7 protein-coding genes are annotated in these 12597 nt (G+C 68.3%); 2 read left to right on the top strand and 5 right to left on the bottom strand.

Annotation, left to right across the window (positions count from 1 at the left end; translation table 11 throughout):
• Positions 1-855, top strand: a complete 855-nt coding sequence (locus AC3WR5_RS15500; protein ID WP_492485632.1) for an alpha/beta fold hydrolase — start codon at positions 1-3, stop codon at positions 853-855.
• A 62-nt stretch (positions 856-917) separates the two neighbouring features.
• On the opposite strand, the gene AC3WR5_RS15495 is transcribed toward AC3WR5_RS15500, so the two are convergent.
• The 4 genes from AC3WR5_RS15495 to AC3WR5_RS15480 form a co-directional block, all read right to left on the bottom strand.
• Positions 918-3113, bottom strand: coding sequence for a beta strand repeat-containing protein (locus AC3WR5_RS15495; protein WP_492485631.1), 2196 nt, complete (start codon positions 3111-3113; stop codon positions 918-920).
• A 162-nt stretch (positions 3114-3275) separates the two neighbouring features.
• Positions 3276-3992, bottom strand: a complete 717-nt coding sequence (locus AC3WR5_RS15490) for an EF-hand domain-containing protein (protein ID WP_141286382.1) — start codon at positions 3990-3992, stop codon at positions 3276-3278.
• 176 nt (positions 3993-4168) lie between these two features.
• Positions 4169-4987: a winged helix-turn-helix domain-containing protein gene (locus AC3WR5_RS15485; RefSeq protein WP_231010199.1), complete on the bottom strand. Its 819-nt coding sequence runs from the start codon at positions 4985-4987 to the stop codon at positions 4169-4171.
• A 138-nt stretch (positions 4988-5125) separates the two neighbouring features.
• Entirely contained in the window at positions 5126-6247 is a 1122-nt protein-coding gene (locus tag AC3WR5_RS15480; protein ID WP_492485630.1) for an ABC transporter substrate-binding protein, read from the bottom strand.
• A 219-nt stretch (positions 6248-6466) separates the two neighbouring features.
• Here AC3WR5_RS15480 and uvrA point away from each other — a divergent pair, with 219 nt between their 5' ends.
• Complete coding sequence (gene uvrA, locus AC3WR5_RS15475) at positions 6467-12130, top strand: excinuclease ABC subunit UvrA (protein ID WP_492485629.1); 5664 nt, start codon at positions 6467-6469, stop codon at positions 12128-12130.
• On the opposite strand, the gene AC3WR5_RS15470 is transcribed toward uvrA, so the two are convergent.
• Entirely contained in the window at positions 12131-12577 is a 447-nt protein-coding gene (locus tag AC3WR5_RS15470; RefSeq protein ID WP_492485628.1) for a hypothetical protein, read from the bottom strand.
• Positions 12578-12597 lie beyond the last annotated feature (20 nt).

Genomic DNA, 12597 nt, shown 5'->3' with positions numbered 1-12597 from the left:
ATGCACCCAGCCCAAACCATGCGTTCGAACTACCTCCGCTGCGCTGGCCGCGAGCTGCACTTCACCGAGTGGGGCGCAGGCAACCCGGAGGTGCTGATCGCCTGGCACGGGTTGGCCCGCACCGGGCGGGACATGGACGACATTGCTGCCCACCTGGCCGATCGCTATCGGGTCATCTGCCCGGACACCGTCGGCCGGGGTCTCAGCGAATGGAGCCCGGTGCCTGATGCTGAATACTGCCTGGACTTCTACGTGAAGCAGGCGGTCGACCTGCTCGATCAGTTCGGGCTGCAGCAGGTGCACTGGCTGGGCACGTCCATGGGCGGCGCCATCGGCCTGCGCGCGGCCGCGGGCGTGCTGAAGGGCCGCATCCGCAGCCTGGTGCTGAACGACATCGGCCCCGAGTTGGCGGGGCCCGCGGTGGCGCGCATCCGTGCCTATGCCGGCCAGCTGGCCGCATTCCGCACCGTCAGTGAACTCGAAGCCTATTTGCGGCAGGTCTATCGACCCTATGGTGAGCTGAGCGATGCCCAATGGCGCCGCATGACCGAAACCTCGGCGCGCCGCCTGCCGGACGGGCGTGTCACGCCGCATTACGACCCGGCGATGGCGCTGCAGTTCGAGCACCACCCGGACGACTACACGCAGTGGACCGCCTGGGACCAACTGCGCCTGCCGGTGCTGTGCCTGCGCGGTGAAAGCTCGGACCTTCTGACCCCCGAAGTCGCCGAGGCCATGACGCAGCGCGGCCCACGCGCCGCGCTGGCCACTATCACAGGCTGCGGCCACGCGCCGGCGCTGAATGTCCCGGCGCAATGGGCGCTGGTGGAAGACTTCCTGAGCCGCCACCGTTGAAGCCTGCGCAGGCAAAAAAAGGCCGCCTGTTGAGGCGGCCTTTTTACAGGGTGCGATCTGGCTCAGGGCGTGATCGGCAGGTTGATCGTGATGATCTTGGTGGGATCGGCCACTGAGGCGGCGTGCAGCACAAGCGTGGTCGCTGCGCTGGTGTTGAACTTGCCGTAGTAGGTGGTGGATTCCACGCTGGTGTCCATCAAGGTGATGGCCGCGTTCGCGTCCTGGGTCACGCTCATGGCGATCGAGCCGTTGAACCGCAACACCACGCCGGCGCCGCTGTTGGCCGAGGTCGTCGGCAGGGTCAGCGTGGTGCCGGACTGCACGTTGCTGGCCTTGGCCACGCCGTTCACCGATACCGTGCTCAGTGTCAGGATGGTGGGCGTGATGTTGAAGTTCAGCGTGATGACTGGCGTGGTCTCGCCTTGCGGTGTCACCGTCAGCACCGTGGTGGTCGGCGTGCGGCTGGTCAGCACCGCGCCCCACAGCGTGCTGCTGGTCGTCAGGCTGTTGGCGGTGGCCGAGCCGAGGTCCGGGCTGAAGTCCATCGGCAAGCCCGAAGCCGAGCCGAGCACGACCTTCTGGCCGGAGTTGATGGCATACGTCTGGGTGCTGCCTGAAGGGATAGGCGACGGTGACTGCGCCACTTCGTCGATGTTCAGGTTGACCGCAAACGGCAGCTGGTCGAGCACCACGTTGATGGTCACGACCTGGCTGCTGTCGGCGTTCGACGTGACCAGCAGTTGCACCGTGGTGGGCGCGTTGCTGGCCAGGGTCGAGACCCAGGTGGTCGAAGTCGTGTTGAGGTGATCCTGCGTGACGCCGCCCAGCGCGGCACTGAAGACTGCGTTGGTGCTGGTCTGCACGAACAGCTTCTGGTTCGACTTCATGTTGACCGTGACGGCCTGGCCTGCTGGCACGTCGGTCAGGACCTGGATGTCGGCCACGGAAATGGTGGAGACCACCAGCGGCGTGGCGGCGACCTGCAGCGTGATGGTCGCGAAGCGGCTGCTGTCGCCCGTGGCGCTGACAGTGAGCACCACCTGGGTGGCGACACCGGAATTCAGCGTGGCCTGCCAGTTCGTGTTCGAGCGGCTGACGGCGGACTTGTAGGCGTTGCCCAGCGACTCGGCGACGCTGATGGCCGCGCCATCTGCCGAGGCGATCGTCACGGTCTGGCCAGAGCTCACCGCCAGCGTTGGGCTTTCACCCTGGTTGACGGTCGCGGTGGAAATCGTGGTGGTGCCGGAAGAGAGCGTGAGGGTCAGCACGACCGGATTCGGGTCCACCGTCACCAGCAGCGTGGCGAAGACGGTGTTGTCTGCCTGGGAGCGCACGATCAGTGTCGCGGTGGCAGCGGCTGCCCCGCTCAGCTTGGCGGACCAGGAGGTCGATGTGGTCGCGCTGTTGCTCTTGGTGATCTCGCCCAGCGTCTGCTCCACCGTCACCGGCACCGTGGTCGAGAACGACAGTGTCTGCCCGGAATGGATGCTGATGGCGCGGATTTCGCCGGCAAGAACCGAAGGAAGCGATGCGCCGTTGGCCGTGAGGTCGGTCACCGTCAATGGCGTGGGCGTCACGGTGATGTTCACTGTCGCGGTGCGGCTGGTGTCACCTTGCGGCGAGACCGTCAGCGACGCGGAGCTGCCGGATGCGCTGCTGACCAACTGTGCTTGCCAGGTGGTGGTGTTGGTGAAGATGCGGCTAGCGCGGGTGTTGGTCAGCGTCGGGCCGAAGTTGGCTTTCGTGTTGGAAGTCACCGTCACCAGCTGGCCGGAGTTGACGGTCAGCGCATAGGTACCGCCTGCGCCCACTGGCGTGGCGGTCACCGGGCTGCCGTCGACCTGCACGGTCACCGCCAATGCCGTCGGCACCACGTTCACGGTCAGCGTGCGGCTGATCTCCGGATAGTCGCTGGAACTGAGCGTCATGGTCATCGTCGTCGCGACGTCGCTCTTGACCGTGCCGATCCAACTGGTGCCGGTGCGGGTCAGCGGGCTGACGGTGGCGCCGGCGGGGGAGTTGACGACGTCCATCGTCAGGTTCGAGCTGATGCTCAGGCTCTGGCCAGACTGGAGGGTGATCGTCGTGCTGCCGCTGTTCGAGAGCGGGGAGCCGTCGATGGCAGTGCCGTCCACCGTCACGCTGAGGTTCAGCGTGGGGTCGGTGCGACCGCCGCCGCAGCCTGCCAGCAGGCCCATCAACATCAGGGCCGCGAAGGCCGCCTGGAGCACGCGGCCCCCGAACAAACGCAATAGCATGATCATCCTGCACGAGGTTGAGAAGACACCGGGCGGCGCGCCTGTGGGGCGCGCACCAGGATGCCCAGGAGCGGCCATGCTCCCAAACCCTAGTGTAGGGGGGACAGCCGGCGCTGACTGTCCCTACCTCTGCAGACGTGTTGCGCTGCCTGTTCTAGGGGGTCACGCTGAAGTGCTGACCAGGCCGGTGGTCGAGCCTGCGCTGTCGGCCGCCATGCTGGCGTAGCGCGCGGCCAGTTGCTCGATGAAGGCGTGCACGTCGATCTTCGGCTTGGCTGCGCTGCTGCTGGTCGAATCGGTGCTGCTGTCGCTGGCGCCGCTGGCCGAGGACGATTCGCCCGGCGGCGGGCCGGGTGGCGGGCCCATCGGGGGCATGCCCGTGCCGGACATGCCGGCGCCGCTTTCGCTGCCCTGCCGCTCTCGGGCCTGGTCCATTGCAGCGGTCATCTTGTCGCGGAAGGCACTCATTTCCTTGGCAGACATCGCGCCGTCGCCGTCGCTGTCGATGGCCTTGAACAAGGCCTGCGCGGCGTCGCTGGATTTGTCCAGGCCGAATTCGTCGGACGAGACGCTGCCGTCACCGTCGCTGTCCAGCGAGGCCATCGGGTCCTCGTGCCTGCCCTGGCCGCCTGGGGGCATGCCACCCATGCCGGCGAACTGGGCCGTGCTCATCATCGCCATGTCGAACTGCGAGGGCGGCGGTGGCGGGCCGTCCGGCCGGCTGGTGGTCGTGCTGCTGGTCGCGTCAGCGGTGCCGGTGTTGGTGCTGCCGCCTGCGCTGCCGGTGCTGCTGGTCGCGCTGCTGCGGGCGTTGGCCTGTGCGCGGGCGGTGAGCATCTGCCAGATGCTGTTGTTCGACGTGGCCGATGAGACGTTCATGACGAGGGGCTTTCCAGGGATGAAGAGAAGCGGGGGCGGGCGGGGTGGGCCGCCGGATCGCTGTCAAAGACGCTTCGGCGGTGTGCGCATGTTCGGGCGGGTGCGTCAGCGGCGTTTGTCGACTTGGTTGCCGGCGTGACACAAAGAAGTGAGCGCCAGCCTTCCGGGGCCCCCAGTCAGCTCTTGGCCTTGTGGGGCTCGTCCAGCGCGGCAAACAGGTAGCCCACGCCGCGCACGGTGCGGATGATCTGCGGCGAACGCGGGTCGTCGTCCAGCTTGTGGCGCAGCCGCGAAACCAGCAGGTCGATGCTGCGGTCCAGCTGTTCCACGCCTTCGCCGCGCGCCAGGTCCAGCAGTTGCTGCCGGTCCAGCGTGCAGTGCGGGTGGGCGATGAAGGTCTTGAGCAGGCGGAATTCGGCCTGCGACAGCGGCACCCGCAAGCCGGTGGGCGCTTCCAGGCTGCGGGTGGCCGGGTCCAGCCGCCACTGACCAAAGCGCAGCGCCGAGGTGGCCTTGGCGGCCGCCGCGGTGGTCGCCGCGGCCGGTGGCGGCCCGCCCACGTCGTCCCGCGAGCGGCGCAGCAGCGCACCGACGCGGGCCCGCAGCTCACCGGGGTGGAAGGGCTTGTCCAGCACCGCGTCGGCGCCGAGTTCCAGCGCCACGGCGCGGTCGGCCGCGTGGCTGGCGGCCTGCAGAACCAGCACCGGCATGTGGCTGCCCAGCTCGCGCAGGTTGCGCAGCTGTTGCCAAGCATCGGGCCGGTGGCCGCTGCGCGACGGGCTGGGGTCCATCACCAGCAGCTCGAAGCCTCGCCGGCCGGCGTGCTCGATGAGCTGGGTGTCGTCGGTGGCCTGCACCTGGTGGCCGTGCGGCTCCAGGCACATGCTCAGCCATTGGCGGCTGTCGGCGTCGGGGTCCACCACCAGCACGCGGGCAGCAGGGTGGGGGCGCCGGTCGGCGGGTGGCAGGGCAGTCGGGGTGGGGTGGTCGGACATGGCATTCAGGCAAAGCAATCCATGCCTGAGAGCCTACGGACATCCCCTTGATCGCAGCCAGGGATCAGTCCGGTGGACCACCCCCTATTCACCTGCGCTTAACGTTGCGGCAACACATGGCACCGCAACGGTGCCAAATCAGCGGTGGAAGTGACCGTCCTCGCCGACGATGGAGAGGTCGGAATAGTCCAGGCCGCTGTGGTCGGTGCTGGAGAAGCTCACTTCCAGGCCGCCGAGGTCGTAGCGCTTGAAGCTTTCGAGCGAGGACCTGATGCGCTCGCGGGTGATGTTTGGCCCGGCGCGACGCAGGGCTTCGACCAGCACCTTGGCACCGGCAAAGCCTTCCAGCATCGCCGGCGTCAGCTCCACGCCCTTGCCCTGCGCGGCCACCAGGCCCATGGCTTCCTTGACCATGCCGTTGTTCATCGAGCGCTCGTACGGGAAGACCTGGGTGATGATGGTGCCGCGGGCGTTGTCGCCCAGGGTCTTGATGAAGCCTTGCGAGGCATTGTTCGACAGCGTGACCAGTTGCGCTTTCGAGCCTGCGGCGCGCAGTTTGCCCAGCGTGTCGGCCACCACGGTGCCGCTGCCGACCACGATCACCGCCTGCACGTCGGCTTTGACCAGCTTGGCGATCACGGGCGCCAGGTCGGGTTTCTCGCGGTCGAACTTCTCGTCCACTGCCGGTTCGCGTCCCACCGCCTTGAAGCCGGTCATCGCGCCCTTGGCACCGTCTTCGCCAAACGAGTCATTGACGTGGACCAGGCCGATGCGCGACATGCCGATCAGGCTCAGGTGGCGCACCGCGCGCTCGGCTTCGCGCTGGTACGAGGCGCGCACGTTGAAAACCCAGGGCTGCACCGGCTGGTGCATCACCATCGAGCCGGTGGACGGCGCGATCAGCGGCACGCGGGCGGCCGTCACCAGCGGGATGATGGCCTGGTTGTGCGGCGTGCCGCGGGTCAGGAACAGCGCCAGCACGCCGTCGTCGATCAGCTTTTTGGCGTTTTCGGCGGCCAGCGGTGGCTCGAACTTGTCGTCCAGCGAGATCAGCTCGATGGTCTGGCCGTTGACGCCGCCGTTCTTGTTGACGCTGTCGAGGTAGAGCTTGGCGCCCTCGGTCGTCTCTTTGACGCCAGCCGCCACCGGGCCGGTGAAGCCGGCCGTCTGGCCGATCTTGATCTGGGCCCAGGCGGGGCACAGGGCGAGGCATGCCAGGGTCGCAACAACCCATCCGCGGCAGTGGCGGTTCAATTTCATGTGATTCCCAACGACAAGAAAAAAGGTGGCTGGTCTGGCAGCTCTTCCGCGCTGCAGTGCCGGTTGACCGGCCCGCAGCAAGCGCGCGGATTGTCTCGCCTGCCCATGACGCGAGCATGAGCGTTGCACGCAAGGTTGCACCTTGGCAACAACCCTGGCCGCCGCGAGGCCCCCGGGGCGTGACAACATAGCGGGTTCTGCCTGCCTCGCACCCCTTCCATGTCCTCTGGCCTGATCCAAATCCGCGGCGCCCGCCAGCACAACCTGAAGAACCTGGACCTGGACATCCGCACCGGCGAGATGACGGTGGTCACCGGTCCCAGCGGCTCGGGCAAGTCCAGCCTGGTGTTCGACACGTTGTATGCCGAGGGCCAGCGCCGCTACGTCGAGACCTTCTCGGCCTATGCCCGCCAGTTCCTGGACCGCATGGACAGGCCGGCGGTGGACAGGGTGGACGGCGTGCCGCCGGCGATTGCCATCGACCAGACCAACCCGGTGCGCACCAGCCGCAGCACGGTCGGCACGATGACCGAGCTGAACGACCACCTGAAGCTGCTGTTCGCCCGCGCCGGCCAGCTGTTCGACCGCAAGACCGCGCTGCCGGTGCGCCACGACACGCCGGAAACCATCTACGAGGACCTGAAGGCCAGGGCCGAGGCGGCGGGTGACCCGCGCCTGGTCGTCACCTTCCCTGTGCAACTGCCGGCCAACACCAGCGCCGAGCAGCTCGAACAGTGGCTGGCCGCCAGCGGTTTCAACCGCGTGCAAGCCGAGCGCACGGTGGACGACAAGAAGCAACTCGACGTGGTGGCCGACCGCTTCCGCTTCTCGAACACCGAGCGTGTGCGGGTGATGGAAGCCATCGAGCTGGGCCTCAAGCGTGGCACGGGCCGCCTGGCCGTCTATGCGCTCAAGGAGGAGGGCGAGCAGGACCTTTGGAAATACTCCACCGGCCTGCACTGCCCCGAGAGCGACCTGCGCTACGGCGAGCCGCAGCCGGCGCTTTTCTCGTTCAACTCCGCCTACGGCGCCTGCGAGACCTGCCGCGGCTTTGGCCGGGTGATCGGCGTGGACCTGGGGCTGGTGATCCCGGACGAGCGCAAGACGCTGCGCAACGGCGCCATCAAGCCGATGCAGACGCCGGCCTGGAAGGAGAGCCAGGACGACATGATCACCTACGCCGGCGAGGCCGGCATCCCGCGCGACACGCCCTGGGGCCAGCTCACGCAAGGCCAGCGCGACTGGGTCATCAACGGCTCGCCGAACTGGACCGGCAACTGGAACAAGCAGTGGTACGGCGTGCGCCGCTTCTTCGAGTACCTGGAGAGCAAGGCCTACAAGATGCACATCCGCGTGCTCTTGTCCAAGTACCGCAGCTACACGCCGTGCCCCACCTGCGGCGGCGCGCGGCTGAAGCTGGAATCGCTGCTGTGGCGCGTGGGCACCAAGGCCAATGCGGACGCGCAGCTGCCGGCCGAGCGGCGCTTCATGCCGGTCGGCGTGGATTGGACCCGCGAGCAGCTGGAGGCGCTGCCCGGCTTGGCGCTGCACGACCTGATGCAGCTGCCGATCGACCGGCTGCGCGGCTTCTTCGACAAGCTGAGCTTGCCGGACGCGTTGCGCGACGAAGCGCTGAAGCTGCTGCTCGAAGAAGTGCAGCACCGGCTGAAATACCTCAGCGACGTGGGCCTGGGTTACCTGACGCTGGACCGCCAGAGCCGCACGCTTTCTGGCGGCGAGGTGCAGCGCATCAACCTCACCACCGCGCTCGGCACCTCGCTGGTCAACACGCTGTTTGTGCTGGACGAGCCCAGCATCGGCCTGCATCCGCGCGACATGAACCGCATCGTGCAGGCCATGCACAGGCTGCGCGACGCAGGCAACACGCTGGTCGTCGTCGAGCACGACCCGGCGGTGATGCTGGCGGCGGACCGGCTGATCGACATGGGCCCCGGCCCCGGCGAGCGCGGCGGGCAGATCGTGTTCGACGGCGCGCCCGAGCAGGCCCGCAATGCCGACACGCTGACCGGCGCCTACCTGGGCGCACGCAAGAGCGTGGGCATGGGCTTCCGGCGCTTCGTGGACGCGAACACGCCCAAGCTGATCCTCGAAGGCGTGCGCGAGCACAACCTGAAGAACCTGCACATCGAATTCCCGCTGCAGCGGCTCACGGTGGTCACCGGCGTCTCCGGTTCCGGCAAGAGCACGCTGGTGCAGGACGTGCTGGTGCCAGCGCTGCAACGCCACTTCGGCAAGGCGACCGAGTCCCCCGGTGCCTTCGACCGCCTGTTGGGTGCGGACTGGCTGTCGGACACGGTGTTCGTGGACCAGTCGCCCATCGGCAAGACGGCGCGGTCCAACCCGGCCAGCTACGTCGGAGCGTTCGACGAGATCCGCAAGCTGTTTGCGGTCGCCCCGCTGGCGCAGGAGCGCAAGTACACCGCCGGCATGTTCAGCTTCAACGCCGGCGACGGGCGCTGCCCGACCTGCGGCGGCTCGGGCTTCGAGCACGTGGAGATGCAGTTCCTGTCGGACGTCTACCTGCGCTGCCCGGACTGTGACGGCCGCCGCTACCGCAACGAGATCCTCGACGTGAAGATCCAGCGTGGCGGGCGGGACCTGTCGATTGCCGACACGCTGGAACTCACTGTCCATGAAGCCGTCACGCTGTTCGCCAATGACCGCGAGGTCGTGCGCACGCTGCAGCCCATCGTCGACGTGGGCCTGGACTACGTGCGCCTGGGCCAGCCGGTGCCCACGCTGTCCGGCGGCGAAGCCCAGCGCCTGAAGCTGGCCGGCCACCTGGCCGAAGCGGCCGGCGCGCCCAGGCAGCCGGTGGCCAAGAAGGGCACGCTGTTCGTCTTCGACGAGCCGACAACCGGCCTGCACTTCGACGACATTGCCAAGCTGATGCGCGCGCTGCGCAAGCTGCTGGACGCCGGCCACTCGCTGCTGGTGATCGAGCACAACCTGGACGTGATCCGCGCGGCCGACTGGCTGGTGGACCTCGGGCCGGAGGGTGGCGAATCCGGCGGCGAGCTGGTGGCCACCGGCACGCCGGAAGACCTGCGCGCCCACCCCACGTCGCACACCGGCCTGGCGCTGCGCGAGTACGACGGTGCGCTGCATGCCGGTGAAGTCTCGGCCGGTGCCTACCTGGGCAAGGCGGTGAAGGCCAAGCGCGAGGGCGAGGACGCGATCCGCATCATCAATGCCCGCGAGCACAACCTGAAGTCGCTGAACGTGGACATTCCACGCGGCAAGTTCACGGTGGTCACCGGCGTCTCGGGTTCGGGCAAGTCCACGCTGGCTTTCGACATCCTGTTCAACGAAGGCCAGCGGCGCTACCTGGAATCGCTGAACGCCTATGCGCGCTCCATCGTGCAGCCGGCCGGGCGGCCCGAGGTGGACGCGGTGTGGGGCATTCCGCCGACGGTCGCGATCGAGCAGCGCCTCTCGCGCGGCGGCCGCAAGAGCACGGTGGCCACCACCACCGAGGTCTGGCACTTCCTGCGCCTCTTGTGGGTCAAGCTGGGCCTGCAGCACTGCACCAAGGACGGCGCGCCGGTGATGCCGCAAAGCGCCGAGAGCATTGCCGCCCAGCTGCTGCGCGACCACAAGGGCCAGCACGTGGGCATGCTGGCGCCGCTGGTGGTCAACCGCAAGGGCGTCTACACCGACCTGGCCAAGTGGGCCAAGGGCAAGGGCCACAGCCACCTGCGCGTGGACGGCGAGTTCGTGCGCGTGGACCCGTGGCCGCGGCTGGACCGCTTCAAGGAACACACGCTGGAGCTGCCGGTGGGCGACCTGGTGCTGAGCGCGGACAACGAACCCGAGCTGCGCCGCCTGCTGGCCGAGGCGCTGGACGTGGGCAAGGGCGTGATGCACCTGCTGTTCCCGCTGGACGGGCTGGCCGAGCGCATCGAGGAAGGTGACAGCACCGTGGGCATCGGCCAGGTGCAGGTCTTCTCCACCCAGCGCGCCTGCCCTGTCTGCGGCACCAGCTATCCCGAGCTGGACCCGCGCATGTTCAGCTACAACAGCAAGCACGGCTGGTGCACCGGCTGCGTGGGCACAGGCCTGGCGCTGACGCGCGAGCAGCGCAAGGCCTTCGACGACAGCGTGCGCGACGACGACAACAAGGGCCGCGAGCAAAGCTTCCCCAGCGAGGAGCCGGAAGTCGAGGGCCTGGAAGACCAGTCCTGCCCGGACTGCCACGGCGCACGCCTGAATCCGGTGTCCCGCGCGGTCACCTTCAGCGGCCTGGGCATCCAGAACGTGGCCGAATGGTCAGTGCGCGACACGCATGCCTGGATCGCCGGGCTGCAGCTCGAAGGCCGCCTGAATGCCAGAGAAAGCGGCATTTCGCGCGACGTGATCACCGAGATCCGCAATCGGCTGGAGTTCCTGTCCGAGGTCGGCCTGGGTTACCTGACGCTGGACCGCGCCGCGCCAACCCTCTCCGGCGGCGAGGCGCAGCGCATCCGCCTGGCCGCGCAGCTGGGCAGCAACCTGCAAGGCGTCTGCTACGTGCTGGACGAGCCGACCATCGGCCTGCACCCGCGCGACAACGGCATCCTGCTCAATGCGCTGCAGAAGCTGGGCGACAAGGGCAACACGCTGGTCGTCGTCGAGCATGACGAAGACACGATCCGCCGCGCCGACCATGTGATCGACATCGGCCCCGGTGCCGGCAAGCGTGGTGGTCGGCTGGTGGCCGAAGGCTCGCCGGCGGCGCTGGCCGCGAACCCGGATTCCATCACCGGCCGTTTCCTGGCCAACCCACTGAAGCACCCGCTGCACGAGCGGCGTGTGCTCAGCGGCGCCACGCCCTCACTGGCGCTGCGCGGCGCCAAGCTGCACAACCTGCAGAACGTGGACGTGGACGTGCCGCTGCACCGGCTGGTCGCCGTCACCGGCGTGTCTGGCTCCGGCAAGAGCACGCTGGCGCGTGACGTGCTGCTGACCAACGTCGCGGCGCTGGTGATCGCCAAGGGCCGCAAGCCGGACGAAGCTGCTGCGTCATCCGTCATCCTGACCGGCTGCGCTTCCTTGACCGGCTGGGGCGCGGTGGACCGCGTGTTGGAGGTGGACCAGACGCCGATCGGCAAGACGCCGCGCTCCTGCCCCGCGACCTACATCGGCTTCTGGGACGCGATCCGCAAGCTGTTCGCCGAGACGCTGGAAGCCAAGGCGCGCGGCTACGCGCCCAACCGCTTCAGCTTCAATACCGGCGAAGGCCGCTGCCCCGGCTGCGAAGGCCAGGGCATGCGCACCGTGGAAATGAGCTTCCTGCCGGACGTGAAAGTGCCCTGCGACCTGTGCCACGGCCAGCGCTTCAACGCCGAGACCCTGGCCGTCTCCTGGCGCGGCAAGAGCATTGGCGACGTGCTGCAGATGGAAGTGGACGAAGCGGTGGAATTCTTCGCCTCGATGCCCGCCATTGGCCACCCGCTGCAACTGCTGAAGGACGTGGGCCTGGGCTACCTGACGCTGGGACAACCGTCGCCCACGCTGTCCGGCGGCGAGGCCCAGCGCATCAAGCTGGTGACCGAACTCAGCAAGGTGCGCGACGACGTGACCCGCCGCGGCCAGAAGCCGCCGCACACGCTGTACGTGCTGGACGAGCCGACCGTTGGCCTGCACATGGCCGACGTCGAACGCCTGATCCACGTGCTGCACCGCCTGGTCAACGGCGGCCACAGCGTGGTGGTGATCGAGCACGACCTGGACGTGATCGCCGAAGCCGACTGGGTCATCGACCTCGGCCCGGATGGCGGCAACGCCGGCGGCCGCATCGTCTGCGCCGGCACGCCGGAGACGCTGGTGGCGACCGGTACGGCCACCGGCGAGGCGCTCGCGCCGGTGCTGGCGCGGGTCTGATCAGCGCTCGGCGGCGCCGGTCTTGCACTCGGCGGCGCCTGCTTGCAGTGGCAGCACGTGCAGCTGCAGCCGGTAGCTCGCGGGCGCCACCTCCTGACCGGCGCTGGGCCGCGGGCTGAGGTCCAGGAAGCAGAACTGGCGGCCAGCGGCCTGCGACGGTGCGGTTGCCGCTTGCCGACCGTCACCCCAGCCGACGGTGACCGGCTGCGGCGGCTGGCCGGCGGGTGTGACCTGCAGGTCGGCCTGCACGTCGCCAGCACGAATGCAGTTGACGCCTGTTGGGCAGCGGCTGTCGCGCACCGCGACCAGGCTGACGACGGTGCCGTCACCGTTCAGCGTCACAGGCGTGTTCAGCTTCAAGGTCAGTACCTGCGGCGCCGCTGGTGGCGTGGCGGCAGGGGCAGCGCAGGCGGCCAGCGCGACGACTGGCAGCAGGACGGCGGGCAAGGGTGAGCGAGGTTTGCGCA

It is taken from the genome of Ideonella sp. FW305-24 (assembly GCF_058788035.1).
This window is presented reverse-complemented; position numbering and strand designations above follow the sequence as displayed.